At 35.3% G+C, this 26,929-nt stretch carries 19 protein-coding genes; 1 reads left to right on the top strand and 18 read right to left on the bottom strand.

Translation table 11 applies throughout. The features are described 5' to 3' along the window. Window positions 1-70: 70 nt before the first annotated feature. From kynU to B0A80_RS10425, 18 genes are all read right to left on the bottom strand, one after another. Complete coding sequence (gene kynU / locus B0A80_RS10510; protein WP_089077255.1) at window positions 71-1,348, bottom strand: kynureninase; 1,278 nt, start codon at window positions 1,346-1,348, stop codon at window positions 71-73. 161 nt (window positions 1,349-1,509) lie between these two features. Further along, complete coding sequence (gene queA, locus B0A80_RS10505; RefSeq protein ID WP_017496163.1) at window positions 1,510-2,559, bottom strand: tRNA preQ1(34) S-adenosylmethionine ribosyltransferase-isomerase QueA; 1,050 nt, start codon at window positions 2,557-2,559, stop codon at window positions 1,510-1,512. Window positions 2,560-2,890: 331 nt separating this feature from the next. Continuing rightward, window positions 2,891-4,117 (bottom strand): 3-phosphoshikimate 1-carboxyvinyltransferase, encoded by a 1,227-nt coding sequence (aroA, locus tag B0A80_RS10500; RefSeq protein ID WP_017496165.1) that lies wholly within the window; start codon window positions 4,115-4,117, stop codon window positions 2,891-2,893. 81 nt (window positions 4,118-4,198) lie between these two features. Beyond that, window positions 4,199-4,525 carry a nucleotide pyrophosphohydrolase gene (locus tag B0A80_RS10495; protein WP_089077254.1) on the bottom strand — a complete coding sequence of 109 codons (327 nt, stop codon included), beginning with the start codon at window positions 4,523-4,525 and terminating at the stop codon, window positions 4,199-4,201. 43 nt (window positions 4,526-4,568) lie between these two features. Next, window positions 4,569-6,581 (bottom strand): DUF3857 domain-containing protein, encoded by a 2,013-nt coding sequence (locus B0A80_RS10490; RefSeq protein WP_165769243.1) that lies wholly within the window; start codon window positions 6,579-6,581, stop codon window positions 4,569-4,571. A 5-nt stretch (window positions 6,582-6,586) separates the two neighbouring features. Then, window positions 6,587-8,494, bottom strand: coding sequence for a DUF3857 domain-containing protein (locus B0A80_RS10485; RefSeq protein WP_089077252.1), 1,908 nt, complete (start codon window positions 8,492-8,494; stop codon window positions 6,587-6,589). A gap of 65 nt (window positions 8,495-8,559) precedes the next feature. After that, on the bottom strand, window positions 8,560-9,012 hold the full coding sequence (dtd, locus tag B0A80_RS10480; RefSeq protein ID WP_017496168.1) for a D-aminoacyl-tRNA deacylase: 453 nt from the start codon (window positions 9,010-9,012) through the stop codon (window positions 8,560-8,562). Window positions 9,013-9,102: 90 nt separating this feature from the next. Continuing rightward, window positions 9,103-10,080, bottom strand: coding sequence for a ribosome small subunit-dependent GTPase A (gene rsgA / locus B0A80_RS10475; RefSeq protein WP_026109952.1), 978 nt, complete (start codon window positions 10,078-10,080; stop codon window positions 9,103-9,105). A gap of 137 nt (window positions 10,081-10,217) precedes the next feature. Then, complete coding sequence (locus tag B0A80_RS10470; protein WP_233430735.1) at window positions 10,218-13,577, bottom strand: VIT domain-containing protein; 3,360 nt, start codon at window positions 13,575-13,577, stop codon at window positions 10,218-10,220. A 217-nt stretch (window positions 13,578-13,794) separates the two neighbouring features. Beyond that, window positions 13,795-14,877: a bifunctional 3-deoxy-7-phosphoheptulonate synthase/chorismate mutase type II gene (locus tag B0A80_RS10465; protein WP_070906531.1), complete on the bottom strand. Its 1,083-nt coding sequence runs from the start codon at window positions 14,875-14,877 to the stop codon at window positions 13,795-13,797. A gap of 12 nt (window positions 14,878-14,889) precedes the next feature. Continuing rightward, complete coding sequence (locus B0A80_RS10460; protein ID WP_089077250.1) at window positions 14,890-15,747, bottom strand: prephenate dehydrogenase; 858 nt, start codon at window positions 15,745-15,747, stop codon at window positions 14,890-14,892. A 144-nt stretch (window positions 15,748-15,891) separates the two neighbouring features. Next, window positions 15,892-17,037: a pyridoxal phosphate-dependent aminotransferase gene (locus B0A80_RS10455; protein WP_089077249.1), complete on the bottom strand. Its 1,146-nt coding sequence runs from the start codon at window positions 17,035-17,037 to the stop codon at window positions 15,892-15,894. Between the two features lie 104 nt (window positions 17,038-17,141). After that, window positions 17,142-17,981 carry a prephenate dehydratase gene (locus B0A80_RS10450; RefSeq protein ID WP_089077248.1) on the bottom strand — a complete coding sequence of 280 codons (840 nt, stop codon included), beginning with the start codon at window positions 17,979-17,981 and terminating at the stop codon, window positions 17,142-17,144. Window positions 17,982-18,420: 439 nt separating this feature from the next. Beyond that, the gene (locus tag B0A80_RS10445) at window positions 18,421-19,587 is read right to left on the bottom strand and encodes a DUF1501 domain-containing protein (RefSeq protein WP_089077247.1); all 1,167 of its coding nucleotides are present in this window, start codon (window positions 19,585-19,587) and stop codon (window positions 18,421-18,423) included. Between the two features lie 11 nt (window positions 19,588-19,598). Continuing rightward, on the bottom strand, window positions 19,599-20,996 hold the full coding sequence (locus B0A80_RS10440; RefSeq protein WP_089077246.1) for a DUF1800 domain-containing protein: 1,398 nt from the start codon (window positions 20,994-20,996) through the stop codon (window positions 19,599-19,601). A 400-nt stretch (window positions 20,997-21,396) separates the two neighbouring features. Further along, window positions 21,397-23,790 (bottom strand): ribonucleoside-diphosphate reductase subunit alpha, encoded by a 2,394-nt coding sequence (locus B0A80_RS10435; protein WP_017496179.1) that lies wholly within the window; start codon window positions 23,788-23,790, stop codon window positions 21,397-21,399. 252 nt (window positions 23,791-24,042) lie between these two features. Then, the gene (locus B0A80_RS10430) at window positions 24,043-25,020 is read right to left on the bottom strand and encodes a ribonucleotide-diphosphate reductase subunit beta (protein WP_070906526.1); all 978 of its coding nucleotides are present in this window, start codon (window positions 25,018-25,020) and stop codon (window positions 24,043-24,045) included. A gap of 335 nt (window positions 25,021-25,355) precedes the next feature. Continuing rightward, window positions 25,356-25,925 (bottom strand): DUF3109 family protein, encoded by a 570-nt coding sequence (locus B0A80_RS10425; protein ID WP_017496181.1) that lies wholly within the window; start codon window positions 25,923-25,925, stop codon window positions 25,356-25,358. A gap of 318 nt (window positions 25,926-26,243) precedes the next feature. On the opposite strand from B0A80_RS10425, the gene B0A80_RS10420 reads away from it, so the two are divergent. After that, window positions 26,244-26,822, top strand: a complete 579-nt coding sequence (locus B0A80_RS10420) for a MarC family protein (RefSeq protein WP_089077245.1) — start codon at window positions 26,244-26,246, stop codon at window positions 26,820-26,822. The last annotated feature ends 107 nt before the right edge of the window (window positions 26,823-26,929 follow it).

The raw sequence follows: 26,929 nt of genomic DNA, 5'->3' as shown, positions 1-26,929 counted from the left end.
TTATAATGATTAAAATGATTTTAAAAAACTACTTCAATCTATTTGAATCTGCACGGGATTATACTTTGACTTACTCTCCTAAAATTCCTTTTTTAAGAATCTGCCCAAAATCATACATGTCTTCATACGAACAATACAACGGAACCGGTGCCAGACGGATTACATTGGGTTCACGCCAATCTGTTATCACGCCATTTTTCATCAGGTAATCAAATAAGCTTCTTCCTTCTCCATGTAGAAAAACAGAAAGCTGAGAAGCTCTTTCACTAAGATTTGAAGGTGTTATAATCTCAAAATTGCCTTTTACCTCTTTATCAATTTCGTGTAGGATAAACTCTAAATAAGCGGTAATTTTATCTCTTTTTGCGATCAGGTTATCCATTCCAACCTCAGCAAACATTTCAACGGAAGCCAAATAAGGCGCTAAAGAAAGTATTGGTAAATTACTAATTTGCCAACCGTCTGCTCCATGAACCGGATCAAAATTAGGCTCCATTTTAAAACGACGTTCCTTGTTATGTCCCCACCATCCGGCAAATCTTGGTAAATCCGGATTGTTATGATGTTTTTCATGTACAAAACAACCTGAAGCATTCCCCGGTCCTGAGTTCATATATTTATAACTGCACCAGGCAGCAAAATCTATATTCCAATCGTGGAGCTGTAGTTTAATATTTCCGGCTGCATGTGCCAGATCCCAACCCACTTTTGCTCCTACTTTTTGACCTGCGGCAGTAATTGTTTTCATATCGAAAACCTGCCCGGTATAATAATTTACTCCTCCTATTAACACTAAAGCCAATTCATCTCCGACTTCTTCAATTTTTGCCAGAATATCTTCAAGACGAATATTATGTTCTCCTTCACGACGTTTGATTTCTACAATCGCATCTTCTGTTTTATAACCATGAAAATGTACTTGACTCTGAAACATATATTGATCTGAAGGAAATGCTTTTTCCTCACAGATGATTTTGTAACGAGTTGCGGTTGGTTGATAAAAAGACACCATTAACAAATGAAGATTTACAGTCAAAGTATTCATTACCGTTACTTCAGAAGGTAAAGCTCCCACTATTTTACTCAGGGGTCCAGCGAATCTTTCCTGATAATCCCACCATGGTTTCTCGGCATAAAAGTGACCTTCTACAGCAAGATCTGCCCAATCATTCATTACTTCATCAATGTAAGCTTTGGTACGTTTTGGCTGTAATCCTAAAGAGTTTCCAGTGAAATAAATCACTCTTTTGTCATTAACTTTTGGAAATATAAATTGGTCCTGATAGTGATTTAAAATATCCTCTGAATCGAGTTGTTTCGCGAATTCGCGTGTATTTTGAAAAGTCATTGTGTTTTTGTTTTGAATGCTAAAATAACAAAAATTGTTTATTTTGTTTCAAGTTTCAGGTTTCAAGTTACCAACAGAACCTGAAACCTGAAACCATTATAAAATAGAAAACCCGACAAGTTTTAAAAACCTGTCGGGTCTGTCTATAAGATAAATTCTAATTAAAGAATTAACATTGCATCTCCGTAAGAATAGAATTTGTATTCTTCTTTGATCGCTTCTTCGTAAGCTCTTTTCATTAAATCATGACCACAGAACGCAGAAATCATCATTAATAATGTTGATTTCGGTGTGTGGAAGTTTGTAATCATACAGTTGGCAATACTAAAGTCGTGAGGAGGGAAAATAAATTTATTCGTCCAGCCTTCATAAGGATTTAAAGTATTTTGAGAGGAAACTGAACTTTCAATGGCACGCATTGAAGTTGTTCCAACAGCACAGATACGTTTTCTACCTGTTTTTGCAGCATTTACGATATCACACGCTTCTTGTCTGATGATCAATTCTTCAGAATCCATTTTGTGTTTGGACAAATCTTCAACCTCAACCGGGTTAAAAGTTCCTAAACCTACGTGAAGTGTTACTTCTGCAAAATTTACTCCTTTAATTTCTAATTTTTTCAAAAGGTGTTTCGAGAAGTGTAAACCTGCAGTTGGTGCTGCTACAGCTCCTTCTTCTTTTGCATAAATGGTCTGGTATCTTTCAGCATCTTCAGCAGTTACTTCTCTGTTGATGTATTTAGGAATCGGAGTTTCTCCAAGTTCTGTCAATTTATTTCTGAATTCTTCGTAAGAACCGTCGTATAAGAAACGTAAAGTTCTACCACGTGAAGTGGTGTTGTCGATTACCTCAGCCACTAACGAATCGTCATCGCCAAAATAAAGTTTGTTACCAATTCTGATTTTACGGGCCGGATCAACCAAAACGTCCCATAGACGCTGCTCTGAGTTTAATTCTCTTAATAAGAAAACTTCAATTCTTGCTCCTGTTTTTTCTTTATTTCCGTACAAACGTGCCGGGAAAACTTTAGTATTGTTAAGGATCAAAACGTCTCCGTCATCAAAATAATTGATAACATCTTTGAACATTTTGTGCTCTATAGTTTGTTTTTGACGATCGATTACCATTAAACGAGACTCATCTCTGTTTTCTGCTGGAAATTCTGCTAAAAGTTCTTTTGGTAAATTGAATTGAAAATGTGATAATTTCATATTGACATTGCTGATTTTAGAGTGTAGATTTTAGATTTTTTTATCTAAAATTGTAAATCGTGTGCAAATATACGATTGTGAGATAGGCGTTGTCAAGTGTTTTGCTGTTTATTTTCAAAAGTCTTTGGTTTACTGCCCCTTAGAGTTCCTTAAAAATGAAAGTTTTAGCTTTTCTTTAACTTTAGAAGAAACCAAAGTTCATTTAATCCGAACTCCTGAAAAATCGCTGTTGCTTTTCCCGATCAAAATCAAAAATAAATCCACAAAAAAACCTCCGGTTGGAACCGGAGGCTATTGAATTATGTTCAGCTCTTAAATGAGCTTCTATTTTTTATAGTGTTTCGACAATTTCAAAGTTTAATACTTTCAAATCATTCCAGAAATCAGGGTATGATTTTGAAACTACTTCGGCATCTTCAATAACAATAGGCACTTTTAAAGCCAAGGGTGCAAATGCCATTGCCATGCGGTGATCATTGTAAGTCGCAATCTTCACATTGTGCTTAATATTTTCTGATGCCACCAAAGTCAAACTGTCATTGGTTACTGAAATGTCAGCTCCTAATTTTGTAAGCTCGATTCGCAACGCTTCCAATCGGTCTGTTTCTTTAATTTTCAAGGTATGAAGACCTGTTAAATGACAGCCTATTCCCAAACCTAAACAAGTTACTACTATTGTTTGCGCAATATCCGGAGTATTGTTCAATTCAAAATTTACATTTTCAAACTTAAAATCCTCTTGTTTGACCAAAGTCATTTTATTGTTCTGAAAAGTAGTTTTCACTCCCAATTTTTCATAAAGTGATACCAATTCAGAATCTCCTTGTAAGCTGTTTTCTTTGTAACTGCTTAACGTTATAGAAGCAGTATCTGCCAAAGCCACTAAACTAAAGAAGTACGAAGCCGAACTCCAATCTGATTCTACTACCATTTCTTTAGAAGCTACTTCTGTTTTTGGATATACTTTGATCACATTTCCTTCAAAACTGGTCTGGATATCTAAATCATTTAGCAAAGCCAAAGTCATTTTGATGTATGGAATCGAAGTGATTTCACCTTCTAAAGTCAATTCTAAGCCATTCTCCAGTTTTGGTGCCACTAATAAAAGTGCCGAAATATACTGACTGCTTACGTTGGCTGCCAAAGTTACTTTTGAAGCGGTTACTTTTTTTCCTTTGATTCGAATTGGCGGATAACCTTCTTCTTTTTCATAGGAAATCTCAACTCCCAATTGTTCTAAAGCTTCTACCAAAATCTTAATTGGGCGCTCCTGCATTCTGCTGGAACCCGTCATGACTACTTCGCGGCCTTCATTTACTGCAAAATACGCTGTTAAAAAACGCATCGCCGTTCCTGCATGATGAATGTCTATGATTTCGTCATGGCCAATTAATGCTTTTTGCATTACCTCACTATCATCGGAGTTTGAAGTATTGGCTAAAGTAATATTTGGGAACAGTGCCTTTAATAACAACAAACGATTGGTTTCGCTTTTTGATCCGGTTACTGCAATTTGTCCTTGTAAATTATGTTGAGTGGTTTGGAGTAGTAAATTCATTATAGGGTAATTATATTATAGCATTTTTGCAAATCTATTTTAAATAAAGGACACTCCAAAACTTTACCAGGACTTATCACATTATTTTAATTTATCGTTGTTTTTATGACGGTCTTTATCGCGAACTGATTTTAAATCCATTTTTTTATCAAAAGCAGCTTGTAAATCTATTCCGATTTGATTGGCCAGACAGAGTACTACAAAAACAACATCGGCCAGTTCTTCTCCTAAATCTTTATTTTTATCGCTTTCTTTCTCTGACTGTTCTCCATACCTACGGGCAATAATACGAGCGACTTCACCTACTTCTTCTGTAAGTTGTGCCATATTGGTTAATTCGTTAAAATAACGAACGCCGTGTTCTTTAATCCAGGTATCGACATCTAGTTGTGCATTTTTCAAATCCATAGTTCTATTTTTCAACAAAAATAATTCTAATCTTTTAATACCGCTAGATTCTCTTTAAAACAATTTTCTCTGTTTCTTTAGCGATCATCCCTTTGTAATATTCTTTTAGCATTTCATACTTTTCAGTAGATACTATTGCATCATTTATCTGGTGCTGCACTGTGATTTGTAAAAGATTATCGTTTGCTGCAATGTTAAACTTAAAAGTTCCTAAATTCTCTTCCATATTGAAAATTGCTGGCGCAGGCAATGTTTCTACTGCGAATCCTTCAGGAATTTTAAGCGTAATATTGTATTTATCAGTAAACGGGAAACCAAAATCTACCGGATATTCTCTCACTTCCTGTTTGAATGGGTTTTCCTGATTTGCAAAAAACAACATCGGACTCACATATATTTTACCGCCAATTACTTCACATAAATTACTTCCTGTAAAAGAGTACGATTCGACAATAGGCAATAGAATATCTTTTTCATTGGTTTTTGAGTACTCACTGATTTCAATTTTATTGTTTTGATTTTCCAATTTTTCCAGATATTCCTCTTCTTTGAGACTGGAAATGTTATGTCTCGTAATCACAGCATTGTAATCCGTACATTGTCTTCTGGCTTTTCCTGTGATTTTACCATCAGGATCAACACTATAATTCATAAATACAATGTCATTCGACGATTTTTTAGGCATCAAATCTACCTCTTCAGAGCTTCCGTCTTTTCTAATCAATCGACCGTACCAATTTAGGGCTCTAAGTGGCAAAACATTAGGGGTTGAATACTTATCTGAAGCATCTAAAAGTATATTCCCCTCTGGCGTTTCAACTGCCGCAATCACATAATTAAAAGCGGTTCTGTTTGGAAAAAGCGAAATCCCGTTAGAACGTGTACTCACTAAAACCGGATTTGCTGTCAAGCCCGCATAACGCAACATCGCGGTAAGCATTAAATTAATATCAGCAATATTTCCTGTCTTTTCCTTATACGCTTTCTTAACGCCATTATCTGTATAATATCCAAAATAATCATTCCATTTCACATTTTCTTTCACATGATGCAGAACAGCCAATATTTTTTCATCGATACTATTTTTTCCCTCCAGTTTCTTTTTCAAATCTTCTTCAAAATATCCTGTCTTGCTTAACTCCGCGCCAAAATCCTTGTTTTCGTAAATCGTTTTCACAACCGAATTCCAGTCTACTGAGTACATTTTAAACTCTTTACGCGGAAATTTAGTCATCGACAGTTCATGCTGAATACTTGCCGTATAATTATCAATATTATTTACAAAAGCCTCCTCTTTCATAGCCGGAAAATCTTTGGCCACATAAGTTGTTTTGGTTTCCTGATAATCTAATTTGTCTGTAGAAAATGTTGTCGAGCTGTTCAGCCAACCATTTCTTTCTTTACTTGTAAAAGTAAGCGTCTTTAAAGCTTTCTCTACTGTAGTTTTTGGAAAAATATACCCTTTCTGTCTTGGATTAAACACATAATACTCCGGAATATAAGTTGTAAATTCTGAATAATCTACAGGAATACTCGTTTGAAAATCCCATTCTCTGATCATTCGATCGCTTGGACATCTTAAAACATATCTAAACTCCAGAACAGAGCCTTCTTTTACATTAGGCATGGTAATCTTTTTTTGCGCTCTGAATTTATTGACTACTTCGTCAAACACTCCATCACTCTTAAGCTTTGTTTTTTCGATTTTACCTCCTACTAAATTATAGGTAACTGCATCGCTAAATGTTACCTTTTCTTTAAAGTCATTCTCGTTATAATACCATACTTTTTGATTTGCCCAATCGTATCCTTCCTTTTTATAGATTTTAATTCTGGTTTCGACTTCCGTTACCACAACAAAGCCTTGCGTTTCATCGTATTCAAATCTGGCCGTTCCTTTTTTATACAAAATAGCAGCCGCCGCTGATGAATCTTTAGGGTGTACTTTCTGTTCTAATTCAGCAACAGACACTTTTCCTAATTTAAACTCTTGTGCTGTTACTTTGAACATACAGAGCAATACCATTAAAAAACTTAAAAATTTGATTGGTTTCATTTTGATTAATTCTTGGTTAGTATAATTTTGGCATTATCATTTTTTGCTATCTGCTCCATAAAAAGACGATAGTCATCGTATTCTTTGTTGGAATATTTTCCTTTATTCAAAAACAGCGAGCGTTTGTAGAGTAATTTATTATTTTCTTTTTTGATGATTTCAGTTTTATATTCGCCGAACTTTCCTTTTAACTCAAAGTTTGAAGGCAAAAACTCTATAGCAAAACCTGCTGGTAAATTGACCTCAATCTCGTCTGTATCTGCATATCCACGCTGAATCTGAAAGGGGTTTTTTCTGTTTCGGATTCTCTTTACGTTTGTGGCGCTTTGATTAAATGCATCAACGGCAAAAATTAGTTTATTCCCTGAAACTGTTGCATAATTCAAAGCACTAAGCTGAACATCTTCGGTAAAACGTATTGTCTCTTTGTTATTGTTCAAAGTTATTTTACCCAATTTCAGATTGTTGATGTTATCCCAATACTCTTTGTAATGTGCTTCTTTTTCCGTTGGCTGTAAATGCTCTATTCGTGTTTTCGAAGCGTATTGAGATCCTTCTGAATTTATTAAAATAGAACCGGAAAAATGTCCGCTTTCATCTATTGTATAAGTTCCTTTTTCGATTTGAGTATTCCCCTTATCTTCATAGATATTAGTCCTTACAATTTCTGCTCCCTCAGGTTTAACAACCAATACATCTCTATCATCGGTAAAAGTTCCCTGATATCCAAAAGGATCGTCCTGACTTGTACATTCTAACCAGGTATACTGATTGCCATTCGGAATTGATAGAATCATGTGATTTCCCTGCATGGAAACAAAATCAGATTCGATATTTGTTTTATTAGAATCTCCGTATAAAATTGTATTATAAGACGGAACATCTACAGCTTGTAAAAGTGCTTTAGTATAATTGGTTAAAGCTTTACAATCGCCATAACCCAAGCGGTCAACATCGGTCGCCAGCATAGGTTTCCAACCACCAATTCCAACCTGAATACTTACATATCTGGATTTTTTTTGAACAAAATCGTAAACCAATTTTGCTTTTTTAATCGGGTCTTTTTCGTTGCCAACAATCGCTTTTATTTTAACTTTGGTTTCCTCCGGCAAATCGGTTGTTCCGGAAAGTATTTTTTCAGAATACCATTTGCCAAAATCAGTCCAATTTGTGGCGGTACCGTCAACCCCTTCCAGATGAAAATGTTCTAATCCCATCATAACTTTAGGAAAAAGATCTCTGTATACCGGACTATAATCTTCCTGTTTTTGGGCTAAAATAGTACTTGCAGTATAAGAAAGCTGCGTACTGGTATCGATTGTTTTCTTTACGTTGAACCCTGAAAATTGAAGTTCTTTCTTTTTAAATCCCAAATCAGCAGGATAGACGACATTTAGAACTGCTTTTTCAATGCTGGTATAAAACCCTTTTAAAGGCATCCAACTTGGAATAAAAGCAGTTGAAGAAGTTTGGACCTCACTGCTAAACTCAACTGTGAAAGGGTAGGAAATTGGAGTATAGTCTAAATATATAACACGACTATCAGAAAAGAGCGTACTACCTCCAACAACGCTCTGATCTTTAAAATCTTTCCTTTTTACTTTTTTAATTTCCTTACCAAAAGCATCATAAACTACCGCTTCGATACTCCTGACCGAAGTTGATTTATCATAATATTCATGAGCTTGTATTGCGCTAAGTCCTTTTTCGTTTAAAACCGTAACAACACGACGATTTCTAGCGTTCATAGTTCGTTGAGACAAAATCGCTATATCAATCTGATCGAAACGAACTACTGCATTGGCATTTTCTTTAAGACTGTCGGCAATTGCAGCTGAACTATATTCGCTCTTCTGAGCTGTTAAAACAAAGGTGAAAAAGAAGAAAAATAACGTAAGAACTAGGCTTTTCATTTAGTAAGTAATTTCGCCAAATATAATTTTTTTTTAGAAATTCTTAACACTCGTCTAATATTTTTTTAATCTCTGTTTTTACTGTCTATTAAAATAGTCACAGGTCCGTCATTAACCAGACCAACTTTCATATCGGCACCGAAAATTCCTGCCTGTATTTTTTTATTGAATTCCCTTTCTAAGGATTGTAAAAAATTCTCATACATCGGTATTGCAAAGTCCGGTTTTGCCGCTTTTATATATGAAGGACGATTCCCCTTTTTAGTAGAAGCATGAAGTGTAAACTGACTCACTACAATAATATCTCCATCGATATCCTGAATTGAACAATTCATAACATCGTTTTCGTCTGCAAAAATTCTCATTTTTATGATTTTACCCACCAGCCAATCAATATCTTCCTGCGTATCGGCTTCTTCTATTCCCACTAAAACCAATAAACCTTTCTGAATATCTGCAACTTTTTTCTGATCGACTGTTACGGATGCTTCTGAAACTCTTTGCAGTACTATTCTCATTTATGTAAGTCTTAAAGTTGAAAGTTATAAAGCCAAAAAGTTTAAAAAAGTCCTTTCGAAACTTTTTAAACATCGACCTTTTAACTGAATTTATTTTCTCGTTTCATCACTCGCTGCACGATCATCACCATAAGTATCCGTGCGGTAATGCTCTTCGTCTCCTTCCAAAATCTTAAGATAACTATTATAGCGGGACCAGGCGATTTCATCTTTTTCCAAAGCGGCTTTGATCGCACAATGCGGTTCTTCTTTATGTAAACAGTTGTTAAACTTGCACTGATCTTTTAATCGGAAGAATTCCGGAAAATAACCGCTTATTTCTGAAGGTTCCATATCAACAATTCCAAAACCTTTTATTCCCGGGGTATCGATAATCTGCGCATTAAAAGACAGATCGTACATTTCGGCAAAAGTGGTGGTGTGCTGTCCTTGTTTACTTTGTTCTGAAATTACAGTAGTTTTAAGATGCAAACTTGGTTCCATCGCATTGACCAATGTTGATTTTCCAACACCGGAATGTCCGGAAAACATACTTACTTTACCCACCATCATTTCTTTAAGCTTATCCACTCCTTTATTCTCTGTCGAAGAAATACGCAGGCACTTATATCCTATTTCCTGATAAATGTGCTGCAGATAAAGCTGTTCGTCCAAAGTATTTTCATCCAAAGTATCGATTTTATTAAAAATCAAAACAGCTTCAATTCCATACGCTTCGGCTGTAACTAAAAAACGATCTATAAAACTCGTTGTTGTTGGCGGATTATTAATCGTAATCAGCAAAAAAACCTGATCTATATTGGATGCAATGATATGAATCTGTTTGGATAAATTAACCGATTTACGAACGATATAGTTTTTTCTTTCGTGAATATTAAAAATCGTTCCGGTTACCGCATCTGAAGTTTGCTCCAATTCATAATCAACAATATCACCTACAGCAATTGGATTGGTGCTCTTAATACCCTTCATCCTAAACTTCCCTTTCATACGGCATTCTATAAAATCACCCTTTTCTGATTTCACAGTGTACCAACTTCCTGTAGATTTATATACGATTCCTGTCATTCTATATTTTTAGATTTCTGATTTTAGTTTTTAGATTATTCCTTGAACTAAAAAATAAAAGGCAAAATTACGTTTTTAGAATTGAACAACGCAACTTCGTCTTTTAAAATTAAAGGCTTACTCTTTATTTGAAAGATTTACCAGATAATTTCGGCTAAAATATCATTCTCTTTAACTTTTCCTAACTGAATCGTTTTTAAAGTTCTGGACGTTTTTCCTGCTCTTGTAATATAAATTTCGACCATTAATGTTGCTGGACCATTTTCAGTTAATTCAGTTTCTCCAAAATAATCGGTTTTAATTTTATATTTCCCCTTTATTGCATTTCGAATTATATATTGCTCCGGCCCATAACCTTCTGTAAAATCTTTAGAAAATCTTCCTCCAATTTGTGTAGAAGTATGGCTGTAATAACATTCTTCATTTGTTGGCTCAATTACATGTAAATCCAAATCAACATCCATTTGGTTCCAGTTCATGATAACTCTGATATCAACCGGCATTTTTGCAAGGTACTTTTTATCAAGCTTACCCGTTTTTATGCCAGAATGTTCTGTTATCATTCGATTAACATCCATTAGAATAATATCCTCTACACCTTCATACTGGCCACTCATTTCTCCATAATAATTCACTTCAAGCGCTTTAATTAATTGATCAAAAGCTTCTTGATATTTTCCTGCATCTTCTAGTGTTAAAGCATAATCTCTAAGACTCTGTGGTTCATGTTCTCTCCATTTTGCCACTTGTTTTGCAGTAAAAACTGCATCATTATGATCTTTCCACTGACGCAAAGTATAAGTCAAAGTTTTATAAAGCTGATGATTCTCTAACCCTAAATCAGCAATATTACTAAGGATCAGCAACGCTTTTTTTACATCGCCCTGATTGTAGAAAAAATGAGCCGCATCAAAATAAAAACTTGGGTTCCTTTCCTGTGCTTTTCGTAATTCAAAATACAAATCATATTGTTTTTCTTTTGGAGCTGAGGCCAACGCTTTTAAATACAATCGATCTGGATTCCAACTTTTTGTTTGAACAACTCCACTATTTGAAGAGTCCTTTTTCGTTGTTATGATAATAACTCCATTTGCCCCTCTGCTACCATATGTAGAAATTCTCGACGGATCTTTCAACACCTCTACCAAAGCGATATCATCTGACTTTAAATCGGTTAATTCACCCTCATAAAACTGACCATCAACAATAATTAAAGGCTTTTTTGAATCTCCGGCTAAATAACCTCTATTAAAATTTGAATCTTCCGAAAAATCTTTATTTTTTGATGTACCTTCTTCAAGAGCCCCTGTTAAATCTGATTTTTTTTGAGTACCATACCCTACTACAACTACTTCTTGTAATTCTGCGCTATTTGAAACTTTATTAATTTCTTCGCTTCCTACTTTTTTATCTTTTATATCAGCAATTTTTGGTATATCCTCAGTAACTTCTTCCGCTTTTGCTACCACTGGCGCAACAAATTTAACCTGATCTACTTTTGGTGCAGAAGCAGTATTATATACATTGTTGTCTTCAATTACTGTCGCGGCTGTTCCTGCACCAACAGGTTCATCTACGGTCAAGACTGCATCAGGATCTCCTTTTATAGTCTCTTGATAAACTGTGCCCCCATCTCTACCTAAACTAGGCGGAAGTTGCCTTTTGTATTTATACTTAGACGCAATTTTCTGCCCTTTATATTGAACATTCTTTTTCCACCAAATATTTAATTCCTTAAAATAATTTTCAATACTTTCCCAATTATTTTTTTGCTGCGCCAGTGTAGCATCATGTTCCTGTTTTTTAATTCGGTCAAATTCGGCACGCAATTCTGCTGGCGGAATAATATCATAAGAAATATAATCGCGAATATCTTCCAGAACAATCAATGACGTATTCTTCGTTATGATTCCGTATTTCTTACCCAGAAGCTCGATTTCAGCTGCATTTTTGTCATATTGAAAATCAAGATTGGCAATTTTTTTCTGCGCCCAAAGTTTTTCAATATTTACTTCTTTGGTATCTTGAATAGCAGCTTCAAGCGTAATTTTTCGTTCCAAAACTACTTGGTTGCCGTAACCAAAAAGAAGTGTAATCTCATTTTTCGGATTCAAAGAAATCCCCGAAAAACTAAAATTTCCCGAAACCGAAGTTCCTTCTATAGGAAATACATCAGTTACCGTTAAATTCTCCTTTATTCCAAGAAACTTTAAATTAGTATTTACCAATTTATCTAAAGCAGCTTCAGCATTTATCTGATTTAAATTGATGAAATTTCCGCCGGTTTTCATTGAAGAAAAGTTGAGAAAAGCAAAATCTGAAGAAACTGAAGAGGTAATTATGTAAAGAGGTTTCTTCGTTTTGGGTAAAAGATTTTCACTCAAAGAAGATAATCCATCTGTGAAAAATAAAAATTCATCCTGGTTTTCAAAACTGATTTGTGAAAAACGAGTTCCGCCATCGTATTTCGTATTTTCTAAAACTGTTTTTAATTCGGACCAATTTCCATCAGAAACTACAAATTCTTTTCGTTTTTCGAAAGTATAATTCAAAAAGTACAGGGTAACTTTTGTATTTTTTATTTTCTGGAAATAAACATTTAACAAATCCAGTTCCTTTTTTAAATCTCTATTCTGACAGCTAAGCGAGTTGTCCCAAATTAAACCAATCGAAGCTGGTGTCTTTTTCGCTGTTTTATTCCCTTCTACAAAAGTATTCCCGTAAAAATAATGTTGGCCACCAACATCCTGCATCAATACACTTGGAATATTCTGCTGCAATGGAATTTTAAAAACTTTTTTTTCTGCAGGCTGATAGTTTTCTTTTTTGATCGAAGCCTGAAAAGATTGGTTCCATTTTGAAAAAGTAATCTCGTTTCCTGAATTCTCAGTAACTGTTGGTGCCGTTGAAGCTCCTAAAACTGATACATTAATTTCAAACTGATCTATTTTTTTTGGAAAACGACTCATCAATTGATACACCAGATTGTCTTTATCAAAAGCCGAAAGTTCTTCTTCGTAACCAATAATCACGGTTCGTTCTCCATTTGGCAGTAACGGATAAATTCTCGTTCTAAAATTATTCCCATCTACTTTCTCCAGTAATCCCGGATCAACACGACGATGTTCAATCGCTTCAAAAACCTGTTTCCCTTTATTTTTATTAACCGGAACTGCTTCACGTATTTTTCCGTTAATATCAATAGCATATCTGGAAACCGAAACATTTTCCGGTAACGGAAAAATAAGTTCTGCCTCCATCTGACGGGTTCCTGAATTAAAAAAGTGCATTTCGGCAGTAGTATAAGCAATGTTTCCTACCACTTTTACATTGACGAAAAGTTTGTTCATTCTCACTTTTTCAGCATCCTCTCCTTTAACCGTTAGTTCAGGACTTTGTGCGAAACTTTTTATTCCCATAAACAAAAAGAATAAAAACAATACATGCAAATTCATCCGAAAAATGCCCGGCACAGACGAAAACAATTTTGACTTCATGATACGAAAATTTAGGTTTATACTTTTATAGAGAACAAAAAACATCAAAAGGTTGGGAAGATACTATTTATTTCAAAAAAAAATCTCCAAAGCCCAAAAGCAAAGGAGATTTAATGTAAAAAAAACAATCTATTTTTAAAATTGTGACATAAGAAAATCGTAGAACAGCGTTTAAAAAGCTTCAATTCACTTATATCACTTATGTGCTTAGAAAAAATTATGCATTGAAAACTTTTTCCTGGTGACCAATACTTTCCTGGTGAATTGCTTTAAACATTCTCAAAACGAATTCTTCAGTAAGTCCTTTTTTCTCTCCTTCCAAAATCATTTTTCCTAAAATTTCATTCCAACGGTTGTTTTGAAGAATCGCAACGTTTGCATCTTTTTTCACCTGTCCGATTTCATCAGCAACTTTCATACGTTTTCCAAGCAACTCTAATAAGTTAGCATCCAAAACATCAATGTTTGCTCTTAATTTCTTCATTTTTTGGTTGTACTCGTCTGTAGTATCATCTGTTTTTCTGATGGTCAAATCTTTTATGATTTGCTTCAAGGCATCCGGAGTTACTTGTTGAGCGGCATCACTCCAGGCATTGTCCGGATCGTAATGCGTTTCGATAATCATACCATCGTAATTTAAATCTAATGCTTCCTGAGTCACTTCGAAAATCATGTTACGGTTTCCGGTAATATGAGACGGATCGATGATTAATGGCAGATCAGGGAATTTATTTTGCAATTCGATTGCAATTTGCCATTCCGGAATGTTTCTGTATTTTGTTTTTTCGTAAGTCGAAAATCCTCTGTGAATCACCCCTAATTTTTCGATTCCTGCCATGTGCAAACGCTCCACACCACCTAACCATAAAGCTAAATCAGGGTTTACCGGGTTTTTAACCAAAACGATTTTGTCTGTTCCTTTCAAAGTATCTGCAATTTCCTGAACTGCAAAAGGGTTTGCCGTTGTACGGGCACCTACCCATAAAACGTCGATATCGTGTTCTAAAGCCAATTTACAGTGTGCTGCAGTTGCTACTTCAGTTCCCATTAATAAACCGGTTTCAGCTTTCGCTTTTTGTAACCATTTCAAACCAATTTCTCCAACACCCTCAAATCCTCCCGGACGCGTTCTTGGTTTCCAGATTCCTGCTCTGAATACACTAACTTTTGAATCTTTCAACTCACGTGCAATTTTCAATACCTGATCTTCTGTCTCTGCGCTGCATGGTCCTGCTATCACAAGTGGGTGATTTAAATTGAAATCTTCTAACCACTTTCTCATTTCTTTCTTATTTTCCATCTTTGTTATAGTTTATTTTTTAATTGTTAATCCGTTTAGTATTTCTTTAATTTTATTGGTGCTTTCCATTTCTTCAAAAATGGCGCTATAATCTTCTTCTTTCAGCAAATCTCTAAACCGACTGAGATTTGAAATGTATGCTTCTAAAGTTTCGAGAACGTATTCTTTATTCTGCTCAAAAATGGGGGTCCACATTGCAGGAGAACTTTTGGCCAGACGCACTGTACTTTCAAATCCGCTTCCCGCCATATCGAAAATATCCTGTTCGTCTTTTTCTTTGTTCATCACCGTTTTCCCAAGCATAAATGAACTGATGTGCGATAAATGCGACACATAAGCGATGTGTTTGTCGTGCGACACCGGATCCATGTATCGAATCCTCATTCCTATTTCGCTGAAAAGCTTTAATGCCTTTTCCTGCAATTTAAAAGTGGTTTTTTCCACCTCGCAAATAATATTCGTTTTCCCTTTAAACAACCCTCTTATCGCCGCCGAAGGTCCTGAGAACTCTGTACCGGCTATTGGATGTGTCGCAATAAAATTTCTTCTCTTTGGGTGGCTTGCTACTGCATCGCAAATTGGTTTTTTAGTCGACCCTACTTCAAAAACGATTGTTTTATCGCCCACTAAATCCAGTACTTTTGGCAAAACCGTTAGCGCCACATCTACAGGAACCGAAACAATTACAAAATCAGCTCCTGACAAATCTTCAAAATGTCCTTCCTGATCAATAACTCCTAAATCAATTGCTTCCTGCAGGTGTTTTTCATTACTGTCAATTCCAAAAACAGCTGCATTTGTATGTTGGTCCTTGATGTCCAACACCATCGAACCGCCAATTAATCCTATTCCTATTACGTATACTTTCATACTATTTCTTTAATTTCCAATTTTTGATCTTATTTGTCTCCCTGAGCGAAGTTGAAGGTCGCTCCAATTGGAATGTGGGCTTCGACTCCGCTCAGCCAGACAATTTGGATAAAATCTAGACTCTTGATTCTAAAATCTTAATCTCTAAAATCGCTCTATCGCTTCTTGTACTTTTTCTTCTTTTACACACAATGAGAATCTGATGTATCCTTCGCCATTGCTTCCGAAAATAGTTCCCGGCGTGATGAAAATATGTTTCTCATATAATATTTCATCAATAAACTTCTCTGCTGATGCTATTCCTTCCGGAAGTTTTGCCCAGACAAATAGTCCAACACCTTCTTTGTAAACTTCGCAGCCCAATTTCTCTGCTAATTTTTCTGTTAATTCTCTACGACGTCTGTAAATTACATTTTGATCTTCGAACCAGCTTCTATCACAATTTAAAGCTGCGACAGCGCCTTTCTGAATTCCGTAAAACATACCACTGTCCATGTTGCTTTTTACTTTCAAAACAGCATCTATAATTTCAGGATTTCCTAAAACCATCCCCACTCTCCAGCCGGCCATATTGAATGTTTTACTCAATGAATTCAATTCTAAAGCCACATCCTTTGCCCCTTCAACCTGCAGCAAACTCATTGGATTATCATTTAAAACAAAACTATACGGATTATCGTTAACCAATAGTATGTTGTGTTTTTTAGCAAAAGCAACCAGTTTTTCGAATAACGTCAAGCTTCCTCTTGCTCCCGTTGGCATATGGGGATACCCCAGCCACATAATTTTTACCTTCGAAAGATCCAATTTCTCTAAAGCATCAAAATCAGGTTCCCACGCATTTGCTTCTTTCAAATCATAATAAACCGGAACTGCTCCAACCAAATTGGTTACCGAAGTATAAGTTGGGTAACCCGGATTCGGAATTAAAACATGATCGCCTTCATTTAAAAATGCTAACGAAATGTGCATAATTCCTTCTTTCGAACCCATCAACGGTAAAATCTCATTGTTGGGATTCAACACAACACCAAACTGATTCTGATAAAAATCAGCCATCCCTTTTCTCAATTCCGGCAACCCCTGATAGCTTTGATAGCCATGCCCGTTTTCCTCCTGAATTGCTGCGGCTACCGCTTCAATTACTGCTTTAGACGGACTCAAATCAGGGCTTCCGATGCCCATATTGATGATAGGTTTCCCTTCAGATTGCAGTTGACGAACTTCTCTCAATTTTGAGGAGAAGTAGTATTCTTCAACTGTATCTAATCGTTTTGCTGTTGTGATCATTTTTTTTTTTTGCTTTAGGCTTTAAGCTGTATGCTTTAGGCTCATTTAAACTTTTTAATTTGCTATATTATTTTTTTGACTTTATGATTTTCGACTTTTCAACTTTAAGACTCACTTAAAGGCTTGGTGTTTTTGTATTCTCCCAATACTTTAAAATACTCTGCCATAATGTTTAATAACGATTTGGCTTTTGCAAAATCCTCGTATTTCTCAAAGGTTACGTCTACGAAAAACGCATATTTCCAAGGTGTTTCAATTTTTGGAAGCGACTGAATTTTCGTCAAATTCAATTTGCAGTCACTCATTACATTTAAAACCGCTGCCAGACTTCCTCTCTTATGATCCAGTTCAAATTTAATTGAGGCTCTGTTGATTTCATTTTCCGGCAAAAATGAATTCTCCTTTTTAATGATTACAAAGCGGGTCATATTGTTTTTGATGGTTTGGATTTCAGGAGCAATAATTTCTAAATTGTACATTTCTGAAGCCGTTTTACTTGCGATCGCCGCAATTCCGGTCAATTGTTTCTCCTGAATTCTTCTTGCTGTTTCGGCCGTATCTTTATCCTCAACCAATTTAATATTGGGATATTGTTTCAAAAAATCCATGCATTGCAATAAGGCCATCGGATGTGAATGAACCTCTTTTATATCCTCAATTTTCTGACCTTTTAAAGCCATTAAATTTTGGTGAATATTCAAATAATGCTCTCCGATAATGTGAATATTATTCTTATCAATCAAGGCATAATTCGGAATAATTGGCCCCGCAATCGAATTTTCAATAGCCATTACTGCCTGCTCTGATTTTCCTGAAAGCAGACTGTCAATTAATTCCTCAAAAGACAAACACTCATCAATGTGCACGTTTTCAGAGAAATACTCCTTCACTACCTGATGGTGAAAAGATCCTTTAATACCTTGTATTGCAATTTTCGTTGTCATATATTCAAAAAAAAATCCTGATTTGCATCAGGATTGTATATTAGTTTTATTTGTCTTTTAATTTTCTCAAATAACCATAGCACAATCCTCACTTCTACTAAAGAAGAAATAAAAAGAGTTGCTAAAATAAAAACGGTTATTAGTCATTTTGTTTGTGTTTTTCAATAAATACTCTGCGAATGTATAAATTATTTTTACCGCACCAAAAAAAATAATACTTTTTATGAAACAAAAAAGGATTTCTTAACAAATTTATGATGTTTTGTAAGATAATATAAAAATATCCTCTTAAAATGAGATATTTACAATTGGTTTTTTGAAGATGCTAAGGTTCTTAGATACTAATGTGCTACGTTTTTTCGCCACGAATTCACAAATGATTTCAAACTATTGCAGCTTTTAAACAAAAAATCCGTGAATTCGTGGCTATCTCGCAATTCTAAAATAATCCTGAAACCGGTGCATTCTTAATTCCTATTTTAGTATAATCGAAATTCATTTTTTGCTGTAATAATGAGGCGTACACACTTCTAAAATCAATTTCATATTTCAAATCTCCGTTATCCAAATTAGATAAATCAGGGTTCTTACCTAAAATTGTTCCTCGGTTGTTTCCACCAATTATAAACATTGGAGCCGCAGTTCCGTGATCTGTACCGTTTCCGTTATCTTTAACTCGTCTTCCAAATTCAGAAAAAACTACGACCGTTACATTCTGAAGCAGCTTTGCCTGTTTCAAATCCTGATAAAAACTATACAAGGCGTCATTCAGCTCCCCTAATTTTCTTTCGTGTAAAGCCAGCTGATTGTCATGAGTATCAAATCCACCCAGCGAGGTATAATATACTTTCGAATTTAGATTTCCTTTAATTAGTCGGCCAATCCATTCCAGGTTTTTAGACAATTCTGTTTTCGAATAACTAATTTCCGCCTTTGATTTTGCCAATGCCTTCTGAATCTCATCCGATCCTTCTGTAACCGAATTGGCAATTTTTCGAACAAAATCCAATTGCGGATTATCAGACAAGGTTACATTTACTTCTTTATCTGATTTTACCTTAAATCGGTTTGGGTCTTTTACGGTTATAAAATTAGGCTCATTCCCTTTTAAAGCTAAATTATCGATCGAATCCAGATTTATTCCCGCCGTAGCCTGATGTCCGTTGCATTGTAAATCCAAATAACGTCCTAACCAGCCTTCGTTACTATACTTATTAGAATCTGTTGCGGTTTGCCAAATTTCCTGACTTCTAAAGTGTGATCGAATGGGTTCGGGATAACCTACATTTTGAATTACAGTCAAATCTCCGTTTTGTTGTATCTGAGCCAGATCTTTCAATGCCGGATGAAATGCCATTCCTTTATTTTTACCAATAACAACGTCTTTATTCAAAGCGATTTTTGCACGATAATCGTAATACAGCGGATTGTCGTATGGTATAAAAGTATTCAGACCATCATTCCCACCATTTAACTGAACAAACACCACACATTGCTCCCCTACAATTAAACTACTCTGCGAACCAAATGCGTGTAAAAAATCAGGAAGTACCAACATTCCGCCGGTAAGAGTTCCTGTAAGCGTTAGAAAATTCCTTCTGTTCATGATAATAACTTCTAAATTAATTGATACTCGGGCAGTTTTGTAATATAATTGAAGAGCCGAATTACAGCAAAATTGGCGTGTTCCTCTTTTGGATCGAAATCGTATTTTAGTAAATTCTCCATGTCTTTTTGCATCGAATCATTTACTTTAAACAATAATCTGTTTGACAGTTCCGTGATGATCGTTTTATTAGTGCCATTGGTATCAAAGCCCATTTTCACATCCACTTTTTCAAATTCTGATTTTGGTTTTTCAGTTTCAGTAGTCATTGTGTTCAAAGTTTTTCGGGTAATACTTTTTCCAGAACAAAGTAAGTCGGCTGTGTTGTTGCGCTGCAGATACACCTGAGAAGTCAGCCAGGAATTTCCTCCCTCCCAGCCTTTCACATTAACCTGATTGTACAAATCCATTCCTTGCTGCTTCAGAAAAAACAAAATCATACCCTCATCAAGATCGTCGATATGCAGTTCCTCTAAAAGCTGCAAAATATAAACTAACGGATCTTTGATTTTGGCTCCTGAATTCTCTTTCTTATACTCTTCGGTAAAAATTTTGGTCAGTAAAGGCTGTATTTCAAATTTCACCTTTCTAAAATAATCTCCATAGTAAGTGACCAAATCTTCAGGTGGATTGTCATAAATGAACCATTCCAGAATTTTTCGCGTAACGAGATATGGAATATTTTTCTGTTCGAAAATAATATCAACCAAATCATCTGCTTTCCAATTTCCGGTTTTACCAAAATACGTTTTGTCTGTATCATCTTCAGCAAACCGTCTGTAAGCAGCCCCGTTGTCGCCGTAATTGAGTCCGGCCAGAGCTCTTGCACCGTTCTTAATGTCGCTTTCGGTATAGTTTCCAATTCCAATGGTAAACAGTTCCAATAATTCACGACTGAGATTCTCGTTGTATTTCCCTTTTTTGTTGTCAACATTATCCAGATACTTCACCATAGCATTCGATTTTATGATTTGCTTGGTAAGCTCTTTAAAATTACCGAAGGCATGTTCCCGCAAAATCATATTGTGCTGATAAATCCAGTAATTGACTTTTACTTTTTGAGAAGTAGAGACAAAGTGATTGTGCCAAAAGCAAACCATGTTCTCCCGTAATGGAAATTCGTCATTACGCATTTTTCCGATCCACCACTTTCGCAACTCCACAGCGGAGTAGATTTCTTTTTTCAGCGCTTTCTTTTTTTCCTCTGAATCTGCGACTTTAATAGACTCTTTAAGTTCTTTGAGTTCTAATAATGTTTTGGGATCATCTTCCAGAAAAGCGGGGAGCTGGGTATCAAATTTTGATTGATAAGACTGTTTCAGGAATTTTTCTATTCCCAATTTTTCAATCACATCGGATTCTTTTCCGGAAAAACCCAATCGTAATGACCAAAGATTGCTTTTTTTCATAATTCAGAAAGTATTACAATAAGACTTGACTTTCTCTTAAAGGTTTAAAGAGAAGGTTCTGAGATGCTTAGTTACTAAGGTGCTAAGGCTTTAAAATCTTTGGTAATAATTAGAACGGATTTTTTTATGGGATATTACGCGCTTTATAACATTTATATACATTACAAGTTATAGTTTCAAGTCTGGAAAACCTATGACAAAATGCAGTGTATTTAACGGTTGAAACCCTGGACAATATTAAAATAGCAGTGGACAAAAACACCTCGTTCCTCTACATTGACAAAAACAAACAACAACAAAAAAAGCAGCTACCCTTACGATAACTGCTTTCTATAAACTTAAGAATAAAAATAATCACTACTCTATTTTCTTTACTCTATCTTCTTTCTTCTAAAAAAAATTAAGATCCACACATTTCACAATCTTCAGGATCTCCAGCTTGCGCTTTTAGCAACATTGCTTTGTAATCTTCAACGCTGATTGCTTCAGTTTCCGGAACTAAAGTTGGGCTTGTTTCTTCTTTTTTATCGTTGTTCAACGTAAACTTAATCGCATCAACTGCTGATTTTGTTCTTAGGTAATACATTCCTGTTTTTAAACCTGATTGCCAAGCGTAGAAGTGCATAGACGTTAGTTTAGAATAGTTGGCATCCTGCATGAACAAGTTTAACGATTGTGATTGATCAATGAAGTAACCTCTTTGACGTGACATATCGATAATGTCTTTCATCGACATTTCCCAAACTGTTTTATAAAGATCTTTTAAATCTTGTGGAATAATATCAATGTTTTGAACAGATCCGTTATGACGCATAATTTCTTGTTTCAAATCTTCGTTCCACAAACCTCTGTCTACTAAATCATGAAGTAAATGTTTGTTTACTACGATGAATTCTCCAGACAATACACGACGTGTATAAATGTTTGAGGTATACGGCTCGAAAGCTTCATTGTTTCCTAAAATTTGTGAAGTCGAAGCTGTTGGCATTGGCGCAACCAATAATGAGTTACGAACTCCGTGCTCCATTACTTCTTTTCTTAAAGAAGCCCAGTCCCAACGACCTGATAATTCTTCATCTTTCAATCCCCACATATTGTATTGGAATTCTCCCTGTGACATTGGAGAACCTGCGAAAGTTGAATATGGTCCTTCTTCTTTTGCCATTTCCATAGAAGCGGTTACAGCTGCAAAGTATAAAGTTTCGAAAATTTCCTGGTTTAATGCTTTAGCCTGATCACTTGTAAATGGCATACGCAACATGATGAAAGCATCGGCTAAACCTTGCACTCCTAATCCTACCGGACGATGACGAAGGTTAGAATTTTCAGCTTCCTTAACCGGGTAATAGTTTCTGTCGATTACCTTGTTCAGGTTACGTGTTACACGTTTCGTAACATTGTAAAGCGCTTCGTGATCGAATTTTCCGTTATCAATAAACATGGGTAATGAAATAGAAGCCAGGTTACAAACTGCGATTTCATCTTTAGAAGTATACTCCATAATCTCAGTACACAAGTTAGACGAACGAATGGTTCCTAAATTCTTGTGATTTGATTTACGGTTTGCTGCATCTTTGTACAACATATACGGTGTTCCCGTTTCGATTTGTGATTCCAGGATTTTCTCCCATAATTCACGTGCACGAATCGTTTTTCTACCTTTTCCTCTAAATTCATAATCGGTATACAATGCTTCAAATTCTTCTCCATAAACATCGTACAAACCAGGACACTCATTAGGACACATTAAAGTCCAGGTAGTATCTTCCTGTACACGTTTCATGAATAAATCTGAAGTCCACATCGCGAAGAATAAATCTCTCGCACGCATTTCTTCTTTCCCTGTGTTTTTCTTTAAATCTAAGAAATCAAAGATATCAGCATGCCAGGTTTCGATGTAAATCGCAAAACTTCCTTTACGTTTTCCGCCACCTTGATCTACATAACGAGCAGTATCGTTGAAAACTCTCAACATCGGAACAATTCCGTTTGAAGTTCCGTTTGTGCCACGAATGTATGATCCCGTCGCACGAACGTTATGAATAGAAAGTCCGATTCCTCCCGCCGATTGTGAAATTTTAGCGGTTTGTTTTAAAGTATCATAAATACCATCAATACTATCGTCCTGCATGGCCAATAGAAAACAAGAAGACATTTGTGGTTTTGGAGTTCCGGCATTAAACAACGTTGGCGTTGCATGCGTAAAGAACTTTTTAGACATTAAGTCGTAGGTTTCAATTACAGCTTTTAAATCGTCAAGGTGAATACCAACCGAAACACGCATTAACATGTGCTGTGGCCTTTCGACGATTTTACCGTTTATTTTTAACAGATAAGAACGTTCTAAGGTTTTAAAACCAAAGTAATCGTAATTAAAATCTCTTGTGTAAATGATATGAGAATCTAAGAAAGCGGAGTTTTCCTGAATTACTTTAAATACTTCATCCGAAAGTAACGGAGCATCTTGTCCGTTTCTTGGATTTACGTAATTGTACATATCCTTCATCGTTTCTGAGAACGATTTCTTGGTATTGGAATGTAGATTTGAAATTGCCACACGTGCCGCCAATTGTGCATAATCAGGATGCGCAATCGTCATAGAAGCCGCCGTTTCTGCCGCAAGATTATCCAACTCAGAAGTCGAAACCCCATCGTACAATCCTTCAATAACCCTCATCGCTACCTTAACAGGATCTACAAGTTCATTTAAACCATAACACAATTTTTTGATTCTTTCTGTAATCTTATCAAACATTACCGGCTCTTTATGGCCATCTCTTTTTACTACATACATAAGCTTACTTTTTTAGTTATTGAAAAAATGAAAGTCTCGGGAATAACGATTTCCAAGGCTTAAACATTGTGTGTTTTTAAATTATTTTTTGAGAATTGCAGGATTCTCAATAGTTGTCTGTTTCCAGTTTGAAAAACAAACTGAAAGGCATTAAAAATTGTACTTGAATCAACGATTTGGGATGAAGATTCAATCTTATAAAATGATTTATTTTTTTAGTGTTTTGGTATACACTAAATTTATTGCTGTTGGCTAAAAATCTGCATCAAATGAAATTTTCTGAGCATCACTATCTGTGTTCATCACACCTGATTTTTGATACTCCGCAACACGTTTTTCAAAGAAATTAGTTTTTCCCTGAAGAGAGATCATGTCCATGAAATCAAACGGATTCGCTGATCCATACACACGCTCGCAACCTAATTCTACTAATAATCTATCCGCAACAAATTCTAGATATTGCGTCATTAAAGTAGCATTCATTCCTATTAAACTTACCGGAAGAGATTCTGTTACAAACTCTCTTTCGATATTTAAAGCATCAACGATGATTTCTTTAATTCTGTCTTTTGGCACTTTATTAACCAGGTGATGATTGTGTAAGTGCACTGCAAAATCACAGTGTACACCTTCGTCACGCGAAATCAATTCATTCGAAAAAGTTAAACCTGGCATTAAACCACGTTTTTTCAACCAATAAATTGAACAGAAAGCACCTGAGAAAAAGATCCCCTCTACTGCTGCAAAAGCAATTAGTCTTTCAGCAAACGAATCTGATTCGATCCATTTTAAAGCCCATTCTGCTTTTTTACCAATCGCAGGAAAAACTTCTAAAGCATTAAACAATTCCGCTTTCTCTGCTTCGTCTTTTACATAGGTATCAATTAATAAAGAATAAGTCTCACTATGGATATTCTCCATCATAATTTGAAAGCCATAGAAAAATTTAGCTTCGGCATATTGAACTTCATTTACAAAGTTCTCTGCAAGGTTTTCATTTACAATTCCGTCAGAAGCTGCAAAAAAAGCTAAAATGTGCTTGATAAAGTATCTTTCGTCGTCACTTAATTTATTATTCCAGTCAGTCAAGTCTTGGTGCAAATCGATTTCTTCGGCAGTCCAGAAACTAGCCTCCATCTTTTTGTACCATTCCCAAATATCATGGTGTTTTATTGGGAAAATAACGAAACGATTTTTGTTTTCTTGTAATATTGGCTCGACTTGTAACATGAAATTTTTCTTTAATTTTTATACTAAATTTTAGCTCATTCAGTAGACTACAAAGATTGTCATTTGTTGCCGAAAATAAAAGTCAAACTTATTCACAATCGGGCGTAGTTTTTAACAACACACCGAAAATGAGATATTTTTCATACAATAACTAAAATACTGAAAACAAGCAAATTAATATTAAATTTCATCTCATTTTTGGAAGTAAAATATAGAATTTTTGAAACAAAAAGCAAGAAAATTTTAAATGTTTTTAAAAGTTTTCACCTGACTTCTTAAATGTTTTTTAATCAAAATCCGAACACTTCCCAGCAATGGTAATGGCTACCGATTTTTTACGATTTTTTGAGTTCTTCTGCAACTTTTTCAAGCTCCAAATACCAATCCTGTCCAAAACGGCGAATTAATGCTTCTTTGACAAATTTATACACCGGAACTTCCAACTCCTTACCTAACGAACAGGCATCGTCGCAAATATCCCACTTGTCATAGTTTACAGCAGCGAACTCTGTAAAGTCTTTCACCCGGATTGGATACAAATGACAGGAAACAGGTTTTTTCCAGTCTACAATTCCCTGATTGTACGCCTGCTCAATTCCGCAAAGTGCAGTCTTGCCATCAAAAATAACATAAGCACAGTCTTTATTATCAATCAGAGTCGTTTCAAGATCACCATCCGTTCCTTTTACCCAGGTTCCCTGAGCTTCGATGGCAGCAATCCCTTCTTTTCGCAGGAAAGGCTTAACTTTAGGATAGATTTCTTCCAGAATTTTAGTCTCAGCTTCGCTCAAAGGCGCACCGGCATCTCCATCAACACAGCAAGCTCCTTTACAAGCTGACAAGTTGCACACAAATTCTTTTTCAAGAATATCTTCTGAAATAATGGTTTTCCCTAATTGAAACATGATATTGAAATACTGTAATTTATAAAGTGCAAAGATACGCAAAGAAAGCAGATATTCTGCCTATTCTTTTCTCATACTTACCCAACAGGTCCTCATGTCAAACACTTTATGCCGGTCCCGGACAAAAAACCGTCGCAACATTTTTCAGCAAACGCCTTGCAAATATGCAAAACAACTTGGTAATTGTTATAAAAATCGTTTTTTTAAACAACAACACGTGTTTTTATAACAAAAATGCAGCCCTTTCACTATATCACAAAAAAGCATTAACTTTATTATCTACTTTTGCACATCTCTAAACAGTAAATAAAAAAAATTATGTTAGAAATTGATTTTAAGGAAATTATCACCGTTGGAATGGTACTTTTTGCCGTAATTGATATTGTAGGATCAATTCCGATTATATTAAATTTGAGAGCGAAAGTTGGTCATATAGATTCAGAGAAAGCTTCGATTGTAGCCGGTCTGATTATGATTACTTTTCTTTTTGTCGGAGAAGGTTTTTTACATCTTATTGGAATTGATGTACATTCTTTTGCTGTTGCGGGTTCATTTGTATTGTTCTTTCTGGCCTTGGAAATGATTTTAGGAATCCGAATTTATCGTGATGAAGAACCGGGATCAGCCTCGATTGTTCCTTTGGCCTTTCCTTTAATTGCTGGCGCCGGTACGATGACTACTTTATTATCATTACGTTCTCAGTTTCACACTATTAACATTATCATTGCCATTTTACTGAATATTATTCTGGTTTACGTTGTTTTGAAATCTTCTAAAAAAATAGAAAATTTATTAGGAGAAAACGGACTCGGTGTAGTTCGCAAGACATTTGGAGTAATCCTTTTAGCAATTGCTGTTAAATTATTTGCTGCTAATGTTAAAGGTTTGTTTGTCTAACATTTATTTTTATAAATTTACCCCATAAAATTTCTAAAATATAACTTTAAGATATTTTTCACATCTGACGGTTCTACTTTATTATTTTAGACAAACAAACAACCATT

Source organism: Flavobacterium tructae (assembly GCF_002217475.1).
In the GTDB taxonomy this organism is placed as follows: domain Bacteria; phylum Bacteroidota; class Bacteroidia; order Flavobacteriales; family Flavobacteriaceae; genus Flavobacterium; species Flavobacterium tructae.
The sequence above is the reverse complement of the archived record's forward strand: the minus strand, read 5'-3'. Positions and strand labels throughout refer to the sequence as shown.

Bases quoted from the DNA above. Each gene is read 5' to 3' on its own strand.
- B0A80_RS10440 (WP_089077246.1), bottom strand. From the start codon at position 20,996: ATGAAAAAAAGCAATCTTTGGTCATTACGATTGGGTTTTTCCGGAAAA.
- B0A80_RS10485 (WP_089077252.1), bottom strand. From the start codon at position 8,494: ATGAAAAGCCTAGTTCTTACGTTATTTTTCTTCTTTTTCACCTTTGTT.
- B0A80_RS10470 (WP_233430735.1), bottom strand. From the start codon at position 13,577: ATGAAGTCAAAATTGTTTTCGTCTGTGCCGGGCATTTTTCGGATGAAT.
- B0A80_RS10465 (WP_070906531.1), bottom strand. From the start codon at position 14,877: ATGGAAAATAAGAAAGAAATGAGAAAGTGGTTAGAAGATTTCAATTTA.
- dtd (WP_017496168.1), bottom strand. From the start codon at position 9,012: ATGAGAATAGTACTGCAAAGAGTTTCAGAAGCATCCGTAACAGTCGAT.
- queA (WP_017496163.1), bottom strand. From the start codon at position 2,559: ATGAAATTATCACATTTTCAATTCAATTTACCAAAAGAACTTTTAGCA.
- B0A80_RS10450 (WP_089077248.1), bottom strand. From the start codon at position 17,981: ATGACAACGAAAATTGCAATACAAGGTATTAAAGGATCTTTTCACCAT.
- aroA (WP_017496165.1), bottom strand. From the start codon at position 4,117: ATGAATTTACTACTCCAAACCACTCAACATAATTTACAAGGACAAATT.
- B0A80_RS10435 (WP_017496179.1), bottom strand. From the start codon at position 23,790: ATGTATGTAGTAAAAAGAGATGGCCATAAAGAGCCGGTAATGTTTGAT.
- B0A80_RS10490 (WP_165769243.1), bottom strand. From the start codon at position 6,581: ATGAAACCAATCAAATTTTTAAGTTTTTTAATGGTATTGCTCTGTATG.
- kynU (WP_089077255.1), bottom strand. From the start codon at position 1,348: ATGACTTTTCAAAATACACGCGAATTCGCGAAACAACTCGATTCAGAG.
- B0A80_RS10430 (WP_070906526.1), bottom strand. From the start codon at position 25,020: ATGTTACAAGTCGAGCCAATATTACAAGAAAACAAAAATCGTTTCGTT.
- B0A80_RS10425 (WP_017496181.1), bottom strand. From the start codon at position 25,925: ATGTTTCAATTAGGGAAAACCATTATTTCAGAAGATATTCTTGAAAAA.
- B0A80_RS10495 (WP_089077254.1), bottom strand. From the start codon at position 4,525: ATGGATTTGAAAAATGCACAACTAGATGTCGATACCTGGATTAAAGAA.
- B0A80_RS10445 (WP_089077247.1), bottom strand. From the start codon at position 19,587: ATGAACAGAAGGAATTTTCTAACGCTTACAGGAACTCTTACCGGCGGA.
- B0A80_RS10420 (WP_089077245.1), top strand. From the start codon at position 26,244: ATGTTAGAAATTGATTTTAAGGAAATTATCACCGTTGGAATGGTACTT.
- B0A80_RS10460 (WP_089077250.1), bottom strand. From the start codon at position 15,747: ATGAAAGTATACGTAATAGGAATAGGATTAATTGGCGGTTCGATGGTG.
- B0A80_RS10455 (WP_089077249.1), bottom strand. From the start codon at position 17,037: ATGATCACAACAGCAAAACGATTAGATACAGTTGAAGAATACTACTTC.
- rsgA (WP_026109952.1), bottom strand. From the start codon at position 10,080: ATGACAGGAATCGTATATAAATCTACAGGAAGTTGGTACACTGTGAAA.